15 protein-coding genes and 1 pseudogene are annotated in these 20,096 nt (G+C 73.6%); 7 read left to right on the forward strand and 9 right to left on the reverse strand.

Annotated features, from left to right (window positions below; translation table 11 throughout):
• Window positions 1-294: 294 nt before the first annotated feature.
• From cobA to ABD665_RS03400, 4 genes are all read left to right on the forward strand, one after another.
• Window positions 295-1,437: a uroporphyrinogen-III C-methyltransferase gene (cobA, locus tag ABD665_RS03385; RefSeq protein WP_204912229.1), complete on the forward strand. Its 1,143-nt coding sequence runs from the start codon at window positions 295-297 to the stop codon at window positions 1,435-1,437.
• A complete protein-coding gene (locus tag ABD665_RS03390) occupies window positions 1,434-2,606 on the forward strand; it encodes a uroporphyrinogen-III synthase (protein WP_344741057.1) in 1,173 nt (390 codons plus the stop codon). The genes cobA and ABD665_RS03390 overlap by 4 nt, the downstream gene beginning before the upstream one ends.
• 40 nt (window positions 2,607-2,646) lie before the next feature.
• On the forward strand, window positions 2,647-3,417 hold the full coding sequence (locus tag ABD665_RS03395) for a DUF6498-containing protein (protein ID WP_204912228.1): 771 nt from the start codon (window positions 2,647-2,649) through the stop codon (window positions 3,415-3,417).
• A 70-nt stretch (window positions 3,418-3,487) separates the two neighbouring features.
• A complete protein-coding gene (locus ABD665_RS03400) occupies window positions 3,488-4,066 on the forward strand; it encodes a carbonic anhydrase (protein ID WP_204912227.1) in 579 nt (192 codons plus the stop codon).
• Window positions 4,067-4,161: 95 nt separating this feature from the next.
• On the opposite strand, the gene ABD665_RS03405 is transcribed toward ABD665_RS03400, so the two are convergent.
• The 9 genes and pseudogenes from ABD665_RS03405 to hisI all read right to left on the reverse strand — a co-directional run bounded on the left by ABD665_RS03405 (window position 4,162) and on the right by hisI (window position 16,516).
• Window positions 4,162-5,628 (reverse strand): glutamate synthase small subunit, encoded by a 1,467-nt coding sequence (locus ABD665_RS03405; protein ID WP_204912226.1) that lies wholly within the window; start codon window positions 5,626-5,628, stop codon window positions 4,162-4,164.
• Between the two features lie 264 nt (window positions 5,629-5,892).
• Window positions 5,893-10,461, reverse strand: coding sequence for a glutamate synthase large subunit (gltB, locus tag ABD665_RS03410; protein WP_425562103.1), 4,569 nt, complete (start codon window positions 10,459-10,461; stop codon window positions 5,893-5,895).
• A gap of 289 nt (window positions 10,462-10,750) precedes the next feature.
• Entirely contained in the window at window positions 10,751-11,779 is a 1,029-nt protein-coding gene (gene lgt, locus ABD665_RS03415) for a prolipoprotein diacylglyceryl transferase (protein ID WP_344741060.1), read from the reverse strand.
• Window positions 11,776-12,666, reverse strand: a complete 891-nt coding sequence (gene trpA / locus ABD665_RS03420) for a tryptophan synthase subunit alpha (RefSeq protein WP_204914359.1) — start codon at window positions 12,664-12,666, stop codon at window positions 11,776-11,778. The genes lgt and trpA overlap by 4 nt, the downstream gene beginning before the upstream one ends.
• Before the next feature lie 125 nt (window positions 12,667-12,791).
• Window positions 12,792-14,012 (reverse strand): annotated as a pseudogene (trpB, locus tag ABD665_RS03425) (tryptophan synthase subunit beta); the annotation flags it as partial.
• A gap of 146 nt (window positions 14,013-14,158) precedes the next feature.
• Window positions 14,159-14,962 (reverse strand): indole-3-glycerol phosphate synthase TrpC, encoded by an 804-nt coding sequence (gene trpC, locus ABD665_RS03430; RefSeq protein ID WP_204912224.1) that lies wholly within the window; start codon window positions 14,960-14,962, stop codon window positions 14,159-14,161.
• 44 nt (window positions 14,963-15,006) lie between these two features.
• Window positions 15,007-15,276 (reverse strand): HGxxPAAW family protein, encoded by a 270-nt coding sequence (locus ABD665_RS03435; protein WP_204912223.1) that lies wholly within the window; start codon window positions 15,274-15,276, stop codon window positions 15,007-15,009.
• A 23-nt stretch (window positions 15,277-15,299) separates the two neighbouring features.
• Complete coding sequence (locus ABD665_RS03440; protein WP_204912222.1) at window positions 15,300-16,100, reverse strand: Trp biosynthesis-associated membrane protein; 801 nt, start codon at window positions 16,098-16,100, stop codon at window positions 15,300-15,302.
• The gene (gene hisI, locus ABD665_RS03445; protein WP_204912221.1) at window positions 16,097-16,516 is read right to left on the reverse strand and encodes a phosphoribosyl-AMP cyclohydrolase; all 420 of its coding nucleotides are present in this window, start codon (window positions 16,514-16,516) and stop codon (window positions 16,097-16,099) included. Before hisI ends, ABD665_RS03440 begins: the two co-directional genes overlap by 4 nt.
• A gap of 91 nt (window positions 16,517-16,607) precedes the next feature.
• On the opposite strand from hisI, the gene ABD665_RS03450 reads away from it, so the two are divergent.
• The 3 genes from ABD665_RS03450 to ABD665_RS03460 are packed head-to-tail and all read left to right on the forward strand — an operon-like array spanning window position 16,608 to window position 20,096.
• Window positions 16,608-17,264: a TIGR03085 family metal-binding protein gene (locus ABD665_RS03450; protein WP_204912220.1), complete on the forward strand. Its 657-nt coding sequence runs from the start codon at window positions 16,608-16,610 to the stop codon at window positions 17,262-17,264.
• A gap of 16 nt (window positions 17,265-17,280) precedes the next feature.
• A complete protein-coding gene (locus ABD665_RS03455) occupies window positions 17,281-17,505 on the forward strand; it encodes a hypothetical protein (protein WP_204912219.1) in 225 nt (74 codons plus the stop codon).
• 56 nt (window positions 17,506-17,561) lie between these two features.
• Window positions 17,562-20,096: a glutamate--cysteine ligase gene (locus ABD665_RS03460; RefSeq protein ID WP_344741065.1), complete on the forward strand. Its 2,535-nt coding sequence runs from the start codon at window positions 17,562-17,564 to the stop codon at window positions 20,094-20,096.

Consider the following 20,096-nt stretch of genomic DNA (forward strand, 5'->3'; position numbering starts at 1 on the left):
GACGACCATGCTTGGGCAGGCCTGTTACGACGCCCTGGCCCGAGGGTTACGAGGCGTTCACCGATCTCTCACACGCCGCAGGAATGCCGGTGAGGGCCGGCGAGAGGCTGCCGGGCCACCCGCGACCGACCCCGGTTACGGGCGCGTGACGCCGAGGTCACCGCCGGGTGGCGCGACGAGCCCCGCCTCGTAGCCACGAGTTACCCGGAGGAAATCGGCGGGTAACGCCGGCTTCCTAGGGTGAGGCGTACCCGAGCCACCCCCGAGGCTCACGTCTGCAGGAGGTGGCTGCCCGTGCAGTTCGACCTCGACGTCACCGGCCGCAAGGTCGTCGTCCTGGGTTCCGCGAACGGTGCGCGTCGCGCCGTGGCGCGGTTCGTCCGGGGCGGCGCCCGCGTCACCCTCGTCGCCACCGACGGCCCGCCGGTCATCCGCCTGAGCACCGTGCGCTACGTCGCCGCGCCCGACGTGGAGGACACGTCCGGGCTGCTGCGGCTCGTCGGCCCGGCCTGGCTCGTCGTCTCCGTCGACCCGCCGGGCCCGCTGCGCGAGCGGGTCGCCGAGCTGGCCGGCCACCTGCGCGTGATGACGACGACCGAGGCGGCGGCCGACCACGCCGGTTCGGTGACGCTCGTCGGCGGCGGCCCGGGGCGTACGGGCCTGCTCACCGTCGACGCGGTGGCCGCGCTGGCCGCGGCCGACGTCGTCTTCTACGACCGGCTCGCGCCGACCGGGGACCTGGCCGCGCTGGCCCCGGCCGCCGAGCTCGTCGACGTCGGCAAGGCGCCGTTCCACCACCGCGTCGAGCAGCGCTCGATCGAGGAGCAGCTCGTGCACCGCGCGCGGGCCGGCGAGTCGGTCGTCCGGCTCAAGGGCGGCGACCCCTTCGTCTTCGGCCGCGGCGGGGAGGAGATGCTCGCCTGCCTGACCGCCGGCGTGCCCGTCCGCGTGGTCCCGGGCGTGAGCAGCGCCGTCGCGGTGCCCGCGGCGTGCGGCATCCCGGTCACCCACCGCGGCCTGAGCCACGCCTTCACCGTCATCTCCGGCCACCAGCGCCCGACCGAGGCCGAGCTGGACGGCCTGGTCCGGCTCGGCGGCACCCTCGTCGTGCTCATGGGCGTCGTGAACCTCGAGCAGATCGCGGCCGGCCTGCTGCGGGCGGGGATGGACCCGGCCACCCCCGCGGCCGTCGTCGAGCGCGGCTACTCCGACTCCCAGCGCAGCACCTTCAGCCACCTCGGCGCCCTGGCCGACGACGCCCGCCGCCTCGAGGTCGCCTCCCCGGCGGTCGTCGTGATCGGCGCCGTCGTCAGCGTCGCCCCCGAGCTCGCGGACGCGGCGCACGTCGTCGACCACCTGCCCGCGTGGGCCGGCGCGCTCGCCCCGGACGGGGCGCCCGTCGACCGGTCCCCAGTCGACCGGGGGTCCGGCCCGTGACCGCCCGCGCCGGCTCCTTCACCGACCGCGGCTCCGAGCCGTACGCCCGCCCCGTCGGCCTGCGCGTGGACCAGCTGCGCGGGTTCCGGATCGGGGTCACGTCGGACCGCCGTTCCGGAGACCTGATCGCCGCGCTCGAGCGCCGCGGGGCGCAGGTGCTGCACGCACCCGCGCTGAAGATCGCCCCGAACGAGCAGGACTCCGCCCTCGTCACCGAGACCCGGACGCTCATCCGGACCCGGCCCGAGGTCGTGCTCGTGACCACCGGCTACGGCGTGCGGCGCTGGTTCGAGGTCGCCGACGCCGCGGGCCTGGGCGCCGAGCTCACCGCGGTCCTCGAGGCGGCCCGGATCTTCGCCCGCGGGCCGAAGGCGGTCGGCGCCGTGCGCGCGGCCGGCCTCGTGGACGCCCAGCTCAGCGAGACCGACACGACCGCGGCCCTCGTCGACGCCGTCACCGGCTCCGGGCTGACCGGCTGCCGGGTGGCGATCCAGCTGCACGGCTTCACCGACGAGGAGCAGCTGCGGCGGCTGCGCGAGGTCAGCTCCGAGGTCGTCACCGTCACGCCCTACCGCTGGGTGCGCCCGACCGGCAACGACCGGCTGCCGCGGCTGATCGAGGCCGCGTGCTCGCGCCAGCTCGACGCCGTCACCTACACCAGCGCGCCGGGCGCCGCCGCAACGCTCGAGACGGCGTACGGGATGGGGCTCGGCGAGGCGTTCGTCGCGGCGCACCAGGACCACGTCACCGCGGCCGCCGTCGGGCCGGTCACCGCGCAGCCGCTCGTCGAGGCGGGGATCGTGCCGATCGTGCCGGACCGCTACCGCCTCGGCGCGCTGATCCGGCTCGTCTGCGAGGACCTCGCGGTCCACCACGTGCAGGTCTACCGCTGCCACGAGACGCTCGTCGAGGTCCGCGGGCGGAGCGTGTCGGTGGGCGGGCGGAGCGTCCTTCTCGGCCCGAGCGCGCTGGCGCTGTTTAAGGCGCTCGCCGCCTCCGACGGGGTCGTCTCGCGGGCCAACCTCGTCGCCGCCCTGCCCGAGCAGCTCGACGACCACGCCCTCGAGGTCGCGATGAGCCGGCTGCGCCGCGCGCTCGACGTCCCCGGGCTGATCACCACCGTCGTCAAGCGCGGCTACCGGTTCAACGGGACCCGCGTCGAGGTCTGAGCGGGGCCCGGGCGAGCCGGTGTCGTGGGACGCTGACCGGGTGACGCCGGACCAGCGCCCGTCCTACCCGCGCACCCCCGCGTACGGCGAGGGGTTCCCGGTCGGTGGCGCCGGGCCGCGTCCCGGGACCACGTCCGGTCCGCCCGTGCCCCGCCGGCCCGACCCCGTCGTCCCACCCGGCCGGGTCCGGCTCGCGCTCGGCCTGTCGGTCGCGCTCAACCTCCTGATCGTCGTGGGCGTGCTCGTCCTCGGGTGGCCGGCCGGCAACGTGTTCGTGCTGTTCTGGGCCGAGAACGTGGTGCTCGGGCTGGTCACGCTGGTCCGGATCAGCACGGCGGGCCCGGACGGGACGGGCCGGCTGACGACCGCGCTGTTCTTCGTCGTGCACTACGGGATCTTCTGCGCGGTGCACGCCGGGTTCACGGCCGTGGTGGCCTGGCGGCTGGGCACCGACCTGACGTTCGTCGCCCTCGGGCTGCCGGTCGCGCTCGTCGTCCTGCGCTACGCCGTGGAGCTCGCGACCTGGTTCGGGCCCGAGGGCCTGCGGGAGTGGAGCACGCCGTCCCGGGCGGCGGCCGCGCCGTACCCGCGGCTGGTCGTCCTGCACGTCGGGCTCCTGATCGCCTTCGGGCTGGTGCTGGTCGGCTTCTTCGCCGCCCTGCCGGACTCGCCGCTCGCCGCGTACGACCGGGTCCTGGCCGCGCTGCCGCCGTGGCTGGGACGTCCGGCGGTGCTGGCCGTCGTCGCGCTGGTCGTGCTCAAGACCCTCGCCGACGTCCCGACCACGCGACGGGCGCTGCGCTACCGCTGAGGCGGCTATTCCCTAGCGCTAGGGTCGGGTTTGCGCGGCACCGGTCGCGCACGACCGACCAGGAGACATCATGTCCGTGCTGCCCGAGGTGCTCGCCGCCAACGAGACCTACGCCGCCACGTTCGGGGACAAGGGCGCGCTCGCGCTCCCGCCGGCCCGCCGCTTCGCCATCCTCACCTGCATGGACGCTCGCCTCGACCCGGCCGGCTACGCCGGGCTCAGCGAGGGCGACGCCCACGTGATCCGCAACGCCGGCGGCCGGGCCAGCGACGACGCCATCCGCTCGCTGGTGATCAGCTACAAGCTGCTCGGGACGGCCGAGTTCTTCGTGGTGCACCACACGGACTGCGGGATGCAGTTCTTCACCGACGACGTGATGCGCGGGCTGCTGGCGCAGAGCCTGGAGACGGCCGCGCTCGACGAGAACGGCTTCCACGACGTCCGCACGGGCCCCGGCTCGACCGAGGGCGCGTACGTCGACTGGCTGACCATCGCCGACCCGGACGAGTCCGTCGTCGACGACGTCACCCGGATCCGGAACCACCCGCTCGTCCCCGCGGGCATCCCGGTCTACGGCTACACCTACGACGTGAAGACCGGCCGCCTGGTGGAGGTCGAGGCCGCCACCGCCGCGGGCGCAGCCTCGTAGGGCACGCCCCCGCAACCACCACGAGCGGTACCTCTTCCCGGTCTGGAGCTCGTCCAGACCGGGAAGGGGTACCGCTCGCGGGTGTGGGGTACCGGTCAGACCATCATCTGGCGGACCTCGGGGCCGATCGGCCGCGGCAGCGCGGACGAGCCCGAGAGGAACTTGTCCACGCCGTTCGCGCAGGCGCGGCCCTCGGCGATGGCCCAGACGATGAGCGACTGGCCGCGGCCGGCGTCACCGCAGGCGAAGACACCCTCGACGTCGGTCGCGTAGTCCGAGTTCCGCGCGATGTTGCCGCGCGGGTCGACCCCGACGCCGAGCTGCTCGACGAGCTTCTCCTTCTCCGGCCCCGTGAACCCCATGGCGAGCAGCACGAGCTCGGCCGGGATCTCCTTCTCGGTGCCCTCGATCGCCTTGAGCTTGCCGCCCTCGAAGACCACCTCGGAGAGGACCAGCGTCTTCACGTTGCCGTGCTCGTCGCCGCGGAACTCGGAGGTGGAGACGGAGTAGACGCGCTCCCCCGACTCCTCGTGCGCCGAGCTGACCCGGTAGGTCATCGGGTAGGTCGGCCACGGCTGGTTCTCGGGCCGGTCCGTCGGCGGGGTCGGCATGATCTCGAGCTGCGTGATCGACGCCGCGCCCTGCCGGATCGCCGTGCCGAGGCAGTCGGCCCCGGTGTCGCCGCCGCCGATGATCACGACGTGCTTGCCCTTGGCGTCGATCTGGTTCTCCGGCGGGTTCCCGAGCGCCGCCCGGTTGCCCTGCGGCAGGAACTCCATGGCCTGGTGGATGCCGCCGAGCTCGCGGCCCGGCACCGGCAGGTCACGCCCGACGGTGGAGCCGATCGCCACGACGACCGCGTCGTAGCGCTCCTTCAGCTGCGACCACGTCACCGAACCGCCGACGTCGACACCGACCCGGAAGTTGGTGCCCTCGTCGCGCATCTGCCGGATCCGGCGGTCGAGGACCGCCTTCTCCATCTTGAACTCGGGGATGCCGTAGCGCAGCAGGCCGCCGGGGGCGTCCGCCCGCTCGTACACCGCGACGGTGTGACCCGTACGCGTCAGCTGCTGGGCGGCGGCCAGGCCCGAGGGGCCCGAGCCGACGACTGCGACCGTACGGCCGGTGAGCCACTCGGCCGGCTGCGGGTCGACGCGGCGCTCGTCCCACGCCTTGTCGATGATCGACACCTCGACGTTCTTGATCGTCACCGCGTCGCGGTTGATGCCGACGACGCAGGCCGTCTCGCACGGCGCGGGGCAGAGCCGACCCGTGAACTCCGGGAAGTTGTTCGTCGCGTGCAGCCGCTCCAGCGCCTCGTCCCAGTCGCTGCGCCACACGAGGTCGTTCCACTCGGGGATCAGGTTCCCCAGCGGGCAGCCGGTGTGGCAGAACGGGATGCCGCAGTCCATGCAGCGCCCGGCCTGCTCCGAGATGATCGGCAGCAGCGCCCGCCCGGGCGAACCCGGGTAGACCTCTTTCCAGTCGTGCACGCGCTCGCTGACGGGCCGACGGTCCGCGACCTTCCGCGGCGTCGTGATGAACCCACGCGGGTCAGCCATGAGAAACCTCCAGCAAGAGGGAGAGCCGCGCGTGAACCACGCGGCAGGAAGGTCGGAGGGCGCCGCGACACCTGGAGCCAGCTGCGGACGGCGAGATGACGAACGGCGTCCGCCGCGCGACCAACGAGCGCTGAGCGGATGTCCCGGGCACCACCCGGTCCGAGCGTGGATGGGTCTGGCGGGAGCCCGGAGCCTGCGGAGGGCGGATGGTTGCGAGGACCGGGTGGTGCCCGGGACGTCCGCGGTCCCGACCGTCGAAGCTGCTCAACGCTTCACCGCGTCCATCATGCGCAGCGTCGTGGCGGCCTCGTCGAGACCTTCCGACTCCGCCGCGTCGCGTGCGGCCATGACCTTCGCGTACTCGCGCGGCAGCACCTTGGTGAAGCGCGGGGCGGCGGAGGCCCAGTCGGCGAGCAGCCCCTGGGCGACGACCGAGCCGGTCTCCTCGTGGTGCCGCTTGACCAGACCCTGCAGCAGCTCCAGGTCCGCCTCGCCGGGCACGATCGCGTCGACCATCTCGGTGTTGAGCAGCGACTCGTCGAGGTCGAGCAGGTAGGCGATACCGCCGGACATGCCGGCCGCGACGTTGCGCCCCGTACGCCCGAGGACCACCGCGACGCCACCGGTCATGTACTCGCACCCGTGGTCGCCTAGGCCCTCGACGACGGCGGTGGCGCCGGAGTTGCGGACGCAGAACCGCTCCCCCACCTGGCCGGCGATGAAGATCTCTCCGCCCGTGGCGCCGTAGCCGATGACGTTGCCGGCGATGATGTTCTCGCTGGCGACGAAGGTCGAGGCGCGGTTCGGCCGGAGCACGAGGCGCCCGCCCGAGAGCCCCTTGCCGAGGTAGTCGTTGCTGTCGCCCTCGAGGCGCAGCGTGACGCCGGCGGGCACGAAGGCGCCGAAGCTCTGCCCCGCCGACCCCGTGAACGTCAGGTCGATCGTCCCGTCCGGCAGGCCCTCGCCGTTGGTCGCCTTGGTCACCTCGTGGCCGAGGATCGTGCCGACGGTCCGGTCGATGTTGCGGACCGGCAGCGACGCACGTACGGCCTCGCCGTGGTCCAGCGCCGGACGGCAGATCTCGATCAGCTTCTGGTCGAGCTTGGCGTCCAGGCCGTGGTCCTGCGTGGTCACGTTGCGCAGGGGCGCGCCCTCGGGCAGCGCCGGACGGTGGAGCATCGGCGCGAGGTCGAGCCCGTGCGCCTTCCAGTGCGTCTCGGCGATCGTGGAGTCGAGCAGCTCGACGTGGCCGACGGCCTCGGCCAGCGTGCGGAACCCCAGCTGCGCGAGGTGCTCGCGCACCTCCTCGGCGATGAACTCGAAGAAGTTCACGACGAACTCCGGCTTGCCGGAGAACTTCTGGCGCAGCTCCGCGTTCTGCGTCGCGACGCCGACCGGGCAGGTGTCGAGGTGGCAGACCCGCATCATGATGCAGCCGCTGACCACCAGCGGGGCCGTCGCGAAGCCGAACTCCTCGGCCCCGAGCAGCGCGCCGATGATCACGTCGCGGCCGGTCTTGAGCTGGCCGTCGACCTGCACGACGATCCGGTCGCGCAGCCCGTTGACGAGCAGCGTCTGCTGCGTCTCGGCCAGGCCGAGCTCCCACGGCCCGCCCGCGTGCTTGAGCGAGGTTAGCGGGGCCGCACCCGTGCCGCCGTCGTGGCCGGAGATGAGGACCACGTCGGCCTTGGCCTTGCTCACGCCCGCTGCGACCGTGCCGACGCCGACCTCGGCGACGAGCTTGACGTGCACCCGTGCGCTCGGGTTGGCGCACTTGAGGTCGTGGATGAGCTGCTTGAGGTCCTCGATCGAGTAGATGTCGTGGTGCGGCGGCGGAGAGATGAGGCCGACGCCCGGCGTCGAGTGCCGGGTCTTGGCCACCCACGGGTAGACCTTCTGGCCGGGCAGCTGGCCACCCTCGCCGGGCTTGGCGCCCTGCGCCATCTTGATCTGGATGTCCGTCGCGTTGGTCAGGTAGTCGCTCGTCACGCCGAACCGGCCGGACGCCACCTGCTTGATCGCGCTGCGCCGCTCCGGGTCGTGCAGGCGGTCGGTGTCCTCGCCGCCCTCGCCCGTGTTCGACTTGCCGCCGAGGCGGTTCATCGCGATGGCCAGCGTCTGGTGCGCCTCGAGGCTGATCGAGCCGTACGACATCGCGCCGGTCGAGAAGCGCTTGACGATCGCGCTGACCGGCTCGACCTCCTCGATCGGGATCGAGGGACGGTCCGGGCTGATCTTGAGCAGCCCGCGCAGCGTCATCAGGCGCTCGGCCTGGCTGTCGATGTGCGAGGTGTACTGCTTGAAGATGTCGTAGCGCCCGGTCCGGGTGCTGTGCTGCAGCCGGAAGACGGTCTCGGGGTCGAACAGGTGCGGCTCGCCCTCACGGCGCCACTGGTACTCCCCGCCGACCGGCAGCGTCCGGTGCGCCTGCGGGATCCCGTTGGACGGGTAGGCCTGCAGGTGGCGCCGGTGCACCTCCTCGGCGATCTGCTCCAGGGTGACCCCACCCAGCTTGGACGTGGTGCCGGTGAAGTAGCGGTCGACGACCTCCGAGCTCAGCCCGAGCGCCTCGAAGATCTGCGCACCGGTGTAGGAGGCGACGGTCGAGACGCCCATCTTGCTCATGACCTTGAGGACGCCCTTGCCGAGCGCCTTGACCACGTTCTTGACCGCGACCTCGGGCTCGACGGCCGTGTAGACGCTGCGCCGGGCCAGGTCCTCGGCCGACTCGATGGCGAGGTACGGGTTGACCGCGGCCGCGCCGTAGCCGATGAGCAGCGCGACGTGGTGCACCTCGCGCACGTCGCCGGCCTCGACGACCAGACCGACCTGGGTGCGCGTCTTCTCACGGACCAGGTGGTGGTGGACCGCGGCGGTGAAGAGCAACGACGGGATCGGGGCCAGCTCGGCGTTGGAGTGCCGGTCCGACAGCAGGATGATCCGGGCGCCGTCGGCGATGGCCTGGCTGATCTCGGCGCAGAGCCGGTCGAGCGCGGCGCCGAGCGCCTCGTGGCCGCCGGACACCTCGTAGAGCCCGCGGGCGACGTACGTGGCGTAGCCGGGCAGGTCGCCGGCACGGTTGATCTTGACGATCTTGGCCAGGTCGTCGTTGTCGAGCACCGGGAACGGCAGCACCAGGCGTCGGCAGGAGGCCGGCGTGGGGTCGAGCAGGTTCTGCTCGGAGCCGATGGTGTTGAACAGCGAGGTCACGAGCTCCTCGCGGATCGCGTCCAGCGGCGGGTTCGTCACCTGGGCGAAGAGCTGGCTGAAGTAGTCGAACAGCAGCCGCGGCTTCTCGCTCAGGGCGGCGATCGGGGTGTCGGTGCCCATCGAGCCGATCGGCTCCGCACCGCCCGACGACATCGGCGCGAGGATCAGCCGCAGCTCCTCCTCGGTGTAGCCGAAGACCTGCTGGCGCCGCGTCACGGAGGCGTGGCTGTGGACGACGTGCTCGCGCTCGGGCAGGTCGTTGAGCAGGATGCGTCCCGCCGCCAGCCACTCGCCGTACGGCGCGGCCGCGGCCAGGGAGTCCTTGACCTCGTCGTTGGAGACGAGGCGGTGCTCGGCGAGGTCGACCAGGAACATGCGGCCCGGCTGGAGGCGGCCCTTCTGGACGATCTTCTCGGCCGGGATGTCCAGCACGCCCGCCTCGGAGGCGAGCACGACGAGGCCGTCGTCGGTGACCCAGTAGCGACCGGGGCGCAGGCCGTTGCGGTCGAGCACGGCGCCGACCTGGGTGCCGTCGGTGAAGACGACGCCCGCGGGCCCGTCCCAGGGCTCCATCAGGCAGGAGTGGAAGGCGTAGAAGTCGCGACGACGGGCGTCCATCGTCGGGTTGTTCTCCCAGGCCTCCGGGATCATCATCAGCATCGCGTGCGGCAGCGACCGGCCGCCGAGGTGCAGCAGCTCGACGACCTCGTCGAAGGAGGCCGAGTCCGACGCCTCCGGCGTGCAGATCGGGAACAGCCGCTCGAGGTCGCCGGGGATGAGCTGGCTGGCCAGGAGCGCCTCGCGGGCGCGCATCCAGTTCCGGTTGCCCTTCACCGTGTTGATCTCGCCGTTGTGCGCGATCATCCGGAACGGGTGGGCCAGCTCCCACGACGGGAACGTGTTCGTCGAGAAGCGCGAGTGCACGACCACGAGCGCGCTCTCCATGCGCTCGTCGCCGAGCTCGGGGAAGACGAGCTCGAGCTGCTCGGTGGTGAGCATGCCCTTGTAGACGAGCGTGCGGCACGACAGCGAGGAGAAGTAGACGCCGGCCTCGTTCTGGCTGCGGCGACGCAGGCAGTAGACGAGGCGCTCCAGCGCGAGGCCCTGCACCGGCTGCCCGGACGCGGTCACGAACAGCTGCTCGAAGGCCGGCATGTTGTCGCGCGTCAGGTCGGACAGCGAGGAGCTCTCGGTCGGCACCACGCGCCAGCCGAGGACCCGCAGGCCCTCCTCGACGGCGACCCGCTCGATGGTCTCCTTCGCCGTGGCCCGCGCGGCCCCGTCGACGGGCAGGAAGGCGTTGCCCACCGCGTACGACCCGGCCGGCGGCAGCTCGAAGCCCGCCTCGGCGCGCAGGAAGGTGTCCGGGACCTGCAGCAGGATGCCCGCGCCGTCGCCCGTGCGCGCGTCGGCGCCCGTGGCACCGCGGTGGTCGAGGTTGCGCAGGGCCTCGAGGCCCTGCTCGACGATCGCGTGGCTCGGGATCCCCGTCAACGTGGCGACGAAGGCGACGCCGCAGGCGTCGTGGTCGAGCGCGGGGTCGTACAGACCCTCCGCCTGCGGGCGCCGGAAGGGCGACGCGGCGGGGGCCGGGGAGGACGGGGGCGTGGAGAGCAGAGTCACGTGCGTGGACTCCTGTCGTTTCGTCGCCGAGCAGGACCCGGGCGGGGCTCACGAGGGGTACGAGCGTGGCGCACCCAGGACGTCGCTGGCCAGGAGCGGTGAGGATGCTAACGCAGGCTCGCGGGCATCGCTGAACATATTTCGGCCTGGACCGGCGTCTGGTTGCGCTGTCCGCGGCGTCATGGTGCTGGCGTGCTGGTCGACAGGGTGGCGCGACCGACTGCTAGGTAGCCCTAGCGTACCGACCCTGTGCGACCCCTGACGTCATCGTTCCCGTCACGGACGGACGTCACAGGTCGGTGCGGGACCGTTCCGGAGCCGCGGGCGAAGCGGTCGCACCGTCGCCCGGGACCGCGTCCGCCGGCTCGTCGGCCGTGCCGTCGTCGCTGACCGCCGCGTCCGTACGCGACTCGTCGCCCTCCCGGTCGGCCACGTCCGCGTCGGCGTCTACGACACCGTCGACCGGCGCGGTCGTGGCCGGGTCCTCGACGACCGTCTCGCGACCGGGACGGTTCCGGACGAGCCAGAGGAGCACGAGCGCGGCGGCCACGAAGACGATCACGGACGTGTAGTTGTTCAGGCGGAAGCCGCCGATCTCGTTCACGGTGTCGATCCGCAGGGCCTCGATCCAGAAGCGGCCGGCCGTGTAGAAGAGCACGTAGAGCGTGAAGACCTTGCCGTGGCCGAGGCGGAAGCGCCGGTCGAGCAGCACCACCGCGACGGCGACCAGGACGTCCCAGACGAGCTCGTAGAGGAACGTCGGGTGGAAGGTCGCGTACTGCTCGAAGCCGGACGGGCGGAACCGCGGGTCGATCTCCAGGCCCCAGGGCAGCGTGGTGGGCCGGCCGAACAGCTCGGAGTTGAACCAGTTGCCGAGCCGGCCGATGCCCTGCGCCACGGCGATGCCGGGGGCGCACGCGTCGAGCAGCGCCGGGAAGCGGATGCCCCGGCGGCGGGCGACCAGCCAGCCGCCGAGCGCCCCGAAGGCGACGGCGCCCCAGATGCCCAGGCCGCCCTGCCAGATCTTCAGCGCGTCGACCGGGTGGCGTCCGGGGCCGAAGTAGAGCTCGTAGTCGGTGATGACGTGGTAGATCCGGGCCCCGACGATGCCGAACGGGACGGCCAGCACGACCACGGACTCCAGCCCGTCGGAGGTACCGCCGCGCGCCCGCCAGCGACGGGTCGCGATGACCATGCCGACGATGATCCCGGCGATGATGCACAGCGCGTACGCCCGGATCGGCAGCGGGCCGAGGTGCCAGACGTTCTGGCTCGGGCTCGGGATGAACAGGGGCGCCAGGGCGACGAGCGGGCTCACCGTGCTGCGGGCTCCGCGGCCGCGACGCCCTGCGCCAGGTCGGCCACGAGGGCGCGCAGCGCGGTCAGGTCGTCGGGGCGGCCGGCGTCCTCCGCCTCGAGCAGCGTCTTGACGAGCGCGGAACCGACGATGGCCGCGTCCGCGTAGGCGACGGTCTCGCGCGCCTGGGCACCGTTCGAGATGCCGAGGCCGACGCCCACCATGGCGTCGGGCACCGCCTCGCGGATCCGCGCGACGAGGCCGGGGGCCGCGGTGGAGCTCTGGGTCCGTGCGCCGGTGACGCCCATGACGGACGTGGCGTAGACCCAGCCGCGGCACGCCGAGACGGTGTCGACCAGCCGCTGGTCGGTGGAGGACGGCGACACCAGGAACACCCGGTCGAGCCCGTGGGCGTCCGAGACCTCGAACCAGGTCTCCGCCTCGTCCGGGGTCAGGTCGGGCGTGATGAGCCCGGAGCCGCCCGCGGCGGCGAGGTCGCGTGCGAAGGCGGCCGGGCCGTAGTGCTCGATGAGGTTCCAGTAGGTCATGACGACGGCCGGCGTGCCGGTGGCGGCGACCGCCTCGGCGGCGGTCAGCGCGTCGCGGGTCCGCACCCCGCGCTGCAGCGCCCGCGTCCCGGCGCGCTGCACCGTGACCCCGTCCATCATCGGGTCGCTGTAGGGCAGCCCGATCTCGACGAGGTCGACGCCCGCCGACTCCCCCTCGCCGGTCAGCGCGCGCAGGGCGGCGACCGAGGTGGGGACGTCCGGGTAGCCCACGTGCAGGAAGCCGACGAGCGCGCCACGCCCCTGCTCGCGGGTCGCGGCGAAGACGCCACCCGTCTGCCCGCGGTCGAAGGCGGGGCGGGTCGCGGCGTCGGCGGCCGGGGTCGTGCCCGGCGTCGTCACCGTGCTCACAGCTGGACCGCGGTGGTGCTGGCGGGCCCGCTCTCGTCCAGCGACATGTCCAGGTTGGGGTCGGCGCTCAGGTTGGTGCCCACCGGGCGGCCGGACTCCGAGCCCGTGCCGCGCGTGTCGACGTTGAACCACTGGATGGCCGTGTCGACGTCCTTGTCCCCGCGCCCGGAGAGGTTGACGAGGATGATCGACGGCTCGCCGTCGGCCCGCGGCGGGAGCGAGCGGCCGAGCCGCAGCGCGCCCGCGAGGCCGTGCGCGGACTCGATGGCCGGCAGGATCCCCTCGGTCTGCGTCAGCAGGCGGAACGCCTCCATGGCCTCGGTGTCGGTGACCGGCTCGTACGTCGCCCGTCCGGTCGCCGCGAGCCACGAGTGCTCGGGGCCGACGCCGGGGTAGTCGAGGCCCGCCGAGATCGAGTGGGAGTCCTTGGTCTGGCCGTCCTCGTCCTGCAGGACGAAGGTGCGCATCCCGTGCAGGACCCCGACCGACCCGGCCGAGATGGTGGCCGCGTGCCGCCCGGTCGAGACGCCGTCGCCGCCGGCCTCGTAGCCGAAGAGCCGGACGTCGGCGTCGGGGATGAAGTCGGCGAAGATGCCGAGGGCGTTGGAGCCGCCGCCGACGCAGGCGGCGACGGCGTCCGGCAGCCGGCCGTAGCGGTCGAGGACCTGGGCGCGGGCCTCGGTGCTGATGACGCGCTGGAACTCACGGACCAGCAGCGGGAACGGGTGCGGACCGGCGACCGTCCCGATCAGGTAGTGCGTCTCGTCGACGCTGGCGACCCAGTCGCGCATGGCCTCGTTCATCGCGTCCTTGAGCGTCTGCGTGCCCGACTCGACGGCGATGACCTCGGCGCCGAGCAGGCGCATGCGGGCGACGTTCAGCGCCTGGCGCTCGGTGTCGACCTTGCCCATGTAGACGGTGCACTCGAGGCCGAAGAGCGCAGCGGCGGTGGCCGTGGCCACGCCGTGCTGGCCGGCGCCCGTCTCGGCGATGACGCGCGTCTTGCCCATCCGCTTCGTCAGCATGGCCTGGCCGAGAACGTTGTTGATCTTGTGCGAGCCCGTGTGGTTCAGGTCCTCGCGCTTGAGCAGGATCAGCGGGGCGGGCCCGTCGGCGGGACGCGCGTGCTCGGCGAACCGGCGGGCCACGGTGATCGGCGACGGGCGCCCGGTGTAGTCGGCGAGGAGGCCGGCGAGCTCGGCGCCGAAGACCGGGTCGGCCACCGCCGCGTGGAACTCCTGCTCGAGCTGCGCCAGGGCGGCCCAGAGCGCCTCGGGGACGAACTTGCCCCCGAACTGCTCGAAATGACCGCGGGCGTCGGGCAGGGCGCTGACCACAGGAGGACCTCGTCTCGGGAGCGGCCCGCGGTTCACGGGCACCCGCGCAGGATACGGCGCGGGGCCGCACGGGCCTGGTTCTTTACGGCTGGGTGGTTCGGCTGGCTGGTTCGGCTGGCGGGTGGCGCTGCGCGGGCGCGGCGGCGTCAGCTGCGGTGCACGGCCGGGTGGGCCCCGGCCGCGACGAGGTCGGCGACCCCGCTGCGCGGGTCCCGGCCGGTGACGAGCGCCTCGCCGACGAGGACGACGTCGGCCCCCGCACGGGCGAGCTCGATGACGTCGTGGGGACCGCGGACGCCGGACTCGGCGACGCGGACGACGCCGTCGGGGATCAGTGGCGCGAGCCGGGCGAAGGTGGTCGGGTCGACCTCGAGGGTCTGCAGGCTGCGGTTGTTCACGCCGATGATCCGGGCGCCGGCGTCGATCGCACGGCGCACCTCGTCGGCCGTGTGCGCCTCGACCAGGGGGGTCAGGCCGATCGACTCGGCCCGCTCGACGAGGCTGATGAGCTCGTCGTCGTTGAGCGCCGCCACGATGAGCAGGACCAGGTCCGCACCCGCCGCGCGCGCCTCGAAGAGCTGGTACGGCGTGACCACGAAGTCCTTGCGCAGCACCGGGATGTCCACGGCCCGGCGCACCTGCACCAGGTCCTCGAGGGTGCCGGAGAACCGGCGCTGCTCGGTGAGGACGGAGATGACGGCGGCGCCGCCGGCCTCGTACTCGGCGGCCAGCGCGGCCGGGTCGCCGATCGTGGCCAGCGCCCCGCGGCTCGGGCTGGCGCGCTTGACCTCCGCGATCACGGAGACCCCCGGTCCCCGGAACACCGGCATCGGGTCGAGCGCCGCGTCGACGTGCAGGCACCGATCCTTGAGCCGGCCCAGCGAGACGTCGGCCTGCCGCAGCTCGAGGTCCTCGCGGACCCCGGCGACGATGTCGTCGAGCACTCCCATGACGTTGTTCCCCTGCGTCCTACGTCGTGTCCACGGCGCGGGCCCTAGCGGGCCCCGTGCCCCATCTTCTGCAGCACGAGCGTGGCGACGCCCGCAGCGACCAACAGGGCCACACCGATCCCGAAGACGACCCAGGCCTGGAAGACCACGCCGAAGCCGCCGATGATCACGGCGACCATCGCCGTCAGGCTGCCGACCCACGCCGCGAGCGTCTGCCCGTGGTGGATGGGCTTCTTGCGCTCGTTCCCCGGGTCGGTGATGTCCGAGCGGTGAGCCGTTCCGGACTCGTCCGCTGCACGGGACGGGGCTGCCATCGCGCTGCTCCTCTGCTCCACGGTCAGGTGGGGTCGTCGGTCCGGGCGTCCACCCGGGGCTTCATCGTGACACTGGAAGGTTGTTCGTGCACAACGGCCCTCCCGGATGACGACGGGGCGTCCGGATCCTCGTCGGTGCGTCCGGACCCCGGGTCGCCGCGCCGGTCCCCGGGCTCGGCACCGGCCACCGTCGGGTCCACGCCGGCGTCCAGCAGCCGCCAGAGGGCGGCCGGGTCGTCGTCGCGGACGTCGGCGACGGCGGCCACGGGCTGCCCCTCGCCGGATGCGCCGACGGCGGGTCGCTCGAAGCGGGACGCGCGCGACGGCCACCGCGGCGCGGTCAGGGTCATGACGACGGCAGCGGCGAGGACGAGCAGGCCGGCGGCGGCGTAGACGTACGGCCACGCGGTCCCCACGAGCGCGAACTGGTCGGCGAGGCTCACCTCGAGGACGCGGCTGCGCACCGCTCCCGACGCGGGCCGTGGACGGGTGGCGCCCAGGACGAGGATCCCGGCCCCGGTCAGGACCAGCAGCACGCCGAGCACGCGGCGCCCGCGGGCCCGGAGGACCAGCCCGAGCAGGGCTCCGGCGAGCACGACCAGGGCGAGGGCCTGGGCCAGGCCGCCGGTGGCCTCGGTGCCGGGGAAGGCGACGGAGACCCCGGTGCCCGCCGCCCGCCACCAGGCCCGCGAGCCGGCCACGAGCGCGAGCACCGCGCCGACGGCGAGCCCGCCCAGGCCGAAGGCCCGCAGAGCACCCGTACGGTCCCGGGCCGCGGCGGGCGTCGAGCCGGCGGCGGACGTCGTGCCGGGCGCCGCGCTCACGAGCCCGCGGCCACGGGGTCGGGGGCGGTCGCGTCCGCGGCGAGGGGCAGGACGAGGGCGGGCAGCGGGCGGGCGTCGAAGCAGGTGGCGTCACCGGTGTGGCAGGCCGCGCCCTCCTGCCGGACGGTCAGCAGCAACGTGTCGCCGTCGCAGTCGAGCCGGACGCCGCGGACCCACTGGCGGTGGCCGCTGGTCTCGCCCTTGACCCAGTACTCCTGGCGGCTGCGGGAGAAGAAGGTGGAGCGCCCGGTCGTGAGCGTGCGGTGCAGCGCCTCGTCGTCCATCCACCCGACCATCAGCACGTCGCGCGTGGTCTCGTCCTGCACCACCGCGGCCACCAGGCCGGCGGCGTCGCGCTTGAGCAGCGCGGCGATGGCGGGGTCGAGCCCCGACGACGTGGTCGGAGTCGCGGTCATGGGGTCCAGTCTCCCCCGCCGCCCCAGCGGGCCCGGCCACGTTCCGCTCGCCCGGCGGCGGGACCGGCTCGCACCACTACCATCGACCCTCGTGACGTTTGCGCAGTCCGAGCGCGCCGAGCTGGCCGACCTCCTCGACCGGGTCGGCCCCGAGGCCCCCACCCTCTGCGAGGGCTGGACGTCCCACGACCTGGCCGCGCACCTCTGGATCCGCGAGACCGACCCGGTCGGTGCCGGCGGGATCGTGGCGCGGCCGCTGGCCGGGTTCCTCGAGCGGCGGATGGCCGAGACCAAGGCGCGCTGGCCGTACGACGAGCTGGTCGACAAGGTCCGCAACGGCCCGGCCCGCTTCTCCGTGTTCGCGATCCCGGGGGTCGACGAGGGCGCGAACACCACCGAGTACTTCGTCCACCACGAGGACGTGCGCCGCGCCACCGACCCGGCGCTGCCGCCGCGCGAGCTGGGCGACGACGTCGAGGGCTGGCTGTGGCGCCGGCTCAAGCTGCTGGCCCGGGCGCAGTTCCGGCGCTCACCGGTCGGCGTCGTGCTGGAGCGCGAGGGCACCGTCGACGAGCACGGCGAGCCGGAGACCATCCGGGCCGCGGCCGGGACCCGCATCGTGACCGCGGTCGGCCGTCCGAGCGAGCTGACCCTGCTCGCCCACGGGCGCACGAGCGCCGCGCAGGTCCGCCTCGTCGGCGAGCCCGACGACGTCGAGCAGCTGCTGCGCAGCGAGCTCAGCGAGTGAAGAGCACACTCGGGGTGTGAGATCTGCTGCTGCCCGGACGACCGCCCGCATCGTCGGCGTCATCGCGATCGTCGTCGGAGCCGTCTGGGTGGGCCAGGGGCTGGGCTACCTGCCGGGCAGCTTCATGACCGGCAACCGCACCTGGTTCTGGGTCGGGCTGGCCTGCGTGCTGGTCGGGCTGGCCCTGCTCGTCACCTCGCGGCGGCGGCCCGTGGAGCCCGAGGACACAACCTCCCCGTAACACGTGCTCACTAGTGTGAGCGCGATGAGAGCAGCGCAGGCACCGCCGGGGTCGACGTGCCCGCCGAGCTGACGCTGGGGGCCGAGGAGGAGCTGCACCTCGTCGACCTGGACAGCTGGAAGCTGGTCGGCCGGGCGCCCCAGCTGCTCTCCCGGCTGCCGGCCGCGAACTACTCCGCGGAGATCCAGCGCACCACCGTCGAGACGAACACCGACGTCGTCGACACCCTCGACGGCCTGCGGGCGGAGCTCCTCCGGCTGCGCCGGCTGCTCGTCAGCGAGGCCGCCCGGGACAACGTCGGGGTCGCCGCCGTGGGCACCGCGCCGAGCGCGGCGTTCGCCGACTTCGAGCTCACCACCACCGGCCGCTACGGGCGCATGCAGGAGCAGTACCGGATGCTCGTCGACGAGCAGCTCATCTGCGGGCTGCAGATCCACGTGGGCGTCTCCGACCGCGACCTCGCGGTCGAGATCATGCAGCGGATCGCCCGCGACCTGCCCGTGCTGACCGCGCTGTCGGCCAGCTCGCCCTACTTCAACGAGCAGGACACCGGCTACTCCTCGATCCGCACGATCATCTGGCAACGCTGGCCCACCGCCGGGGCCACCGGCCCGCTGCGCTCGGCCCAGGAGTACGACGCGCTGCTCGCCGACCTGATCCACTCGGGCGTCATCGCCGACGAGAAGATGGCCTACTTCGACGTCCGGCCCTCCTCCCACGCGCCCACCCTGGAGCTGCGCGTCTGCGACGTGTGCCCGGTCGTCGACGACGCCGTCCTCATCGCCGGCCTCTTCCGGGCGGCCGTCCGCGCCGCCGAGATCGAGATCCTCGAGGGCCGCCCGCACGAGCCGGTCGCCGCACCCATGCACCGCGCCGCCCTCTGGCAGGCCGCGCGCGGCGGCCTGTCCGGCAACCTGCTCGACCGCAGCCTGCACCCCCGCCCGGTGCCCGCGGCCGACGCCGTGTGGGCGATGGTCGAGCGCCTCCAGGGCCCGCTCACCGAGCTCGGCGACGCCGACGAGGTCCGCTGGCTCGCCGAGTCCGCGCTCGCCCGCGGCAACTCCGCCGACCGGCAGCGGGCCGCGTACGTCGATCTCGGCCGCCTCGAGGACGTCATGGAGCTCGTGGTCGCCGAGACGCGCGGGCCGGCCGAGGGTCCCCGGCCCGCGGCCCCCGAGCTGCGCCGCTACCGCGCCCGCGCCGGCGACGAGGCGATCGGCTCGAACCGCCGCCCGCGGCCCGCGTACGAGGCGCTGGTCGAGGTGTTCCGCGACCTCGACGCCGACCGGATCGACGAGCGCGCCCGCGCCCGGGACGCCTGGGTCGCCGAGCACGGGGTGACCTTCGGGGTCGAGGGCACCCAGCAGCCCTTCGCCGTCGACCTGGTGCCGCGGCTCGTGTCGCCGCACGAGTGGGACGACCTGCGCCGCGGCCTGGTGCAGCGGGCCCGGGCCATCGAGTGCTTCCTGCGCGACGTCTACGGGGAGCAGCGGATCCTGCAGGACGGCCTGCTCAAACCCGACCTCGTCGTCGGCTCGCCGGGGTGGCGCGACGAGGCGCTCCGGCTGCCGGACGGGGTCGTCCGGGCGCCGGTCATGGGCTTCGACCTGGTGCGCAACGAGTTCGGCGGCTGGCGGGTCCTCGAGGACAACGTGCGCAACCCGTCCGGCGCGGGCTACGCGCTGGCCGTCCGCGAGCTGATGGACGCCGTCATGCCCGACCTCCCCCGTCCGTCCGGGCTCCTCGACCCGGCCGGCGCCCTGGCGCTGCTGCGCACGACGGTCCTCGGCGGCCGGACGGACGGCACCGCCGCGCTGCTGTCGAGCGGTCCGGACAGCTCGGCCTGGTTCGAGCACCGCGTGCTCGCCGAGCGCGCCGACCTGGTGCTCGTGGGGGCCGACGACCTCGAGGTCGTCGACGGCGAGGTCCGCCACCGCGACGGGCGGCGGCTGGACGCGCTCTACCTGCGCCTCGACGTCGAGCTCGTCGACCTGGTCGACGGCGCCGGGCGCGCGGTCGGGGCCGAGGTCCTCGACGTGGCGGAGGCGGGCGCCGTCCTGCTGGCGAACGCGCCCGGCAACGGCGTCGCCGACGACAAGGCCATGTACTGCTACGTGCCGGAGCTGATCGGCTACTACCTCGACGAGCACCCGACGCTGGAGTCCGTCCCGACCTACCGGACCGGCGAGGAGAGCGAGTACCGGATGGTCCTGGACCGGGTCGGCGAGCTCGTGACCAAGCCGGTCGACGGCCACGGCGGGGCGGGCGTGCTCATCGGTCCGGAGGCCTCGGCCGCCGAGGTGGCCGCCCGCCGCACCGAGATCGCCGCGGACCCGGCCGGCTGGGTCGCCCAGGAGGTCGTGGCCCTCTCCTCCCACCCGACCCTCGCGGGCAGCCTGCTGCAGCCGCGCCACGTCGATCTGCGCGTCTTCGCGTACGTCACGGGCACCGGCCCCGACGACGTCGTCCTCGGCGGCCTCGGGCTGACCAGGATGGCCCCCGAGGGCTCCCTGGTGGTGAACTCCTCGCGCGGCGGCGGCGCCAAGGACACCTGGATCATCGGCAGCGACACGGAAGGCGGACCGGTCTGA

This window comes from Microlunatus spumicola, assembly GCF_039536445.1.
Lineage (GTDB): Bacteria > Actinomycetota > Actinomycetes > Propionibacteriales > Propionibacteriaceae > Microlunatus > Microlunatus spumicola.

Excerpts from the sequence above, each read along its gene's own strand:
- ABD665_RS03400 (WP_204912227.1), top strand. The coding sequence starts at position 3,488 with ATGTCCGTGCTGCCCGAGGTGCTCGCCGCCAACGAGACCTACGCCGCC.
- ABD665_RS03405 (WP_204912226.1), bottom strand. The coding sequence starts at position 5,628 with ATGGCTGACCCGCGTGGGTTCATCACGACGCCGCGGAAGGTCGCGGAC.
- hisI (WP_204912221.1), bottom strand. The coding sequence starts at position 16,516 with ATGACCGCGACTCCGACCACGTCGTCGGGGCTCGACCCCGCCATCGCC.
- ABD665_RS03435 (WP_204912223.1), bottom strand. The coding sequence starts at position 15,276 with ATGGCAGCCCCGTCCCGTGCAGCGGACGAGTCCGGAACGGCTCACCGC.
- trpC (WP_204912224.1), bottom strand. The coding sequence starts at position 14,962 with ATGGGAGTGCTCGACGACATCGTCGCCGGGGTCCGCGAGGACCTCGAG.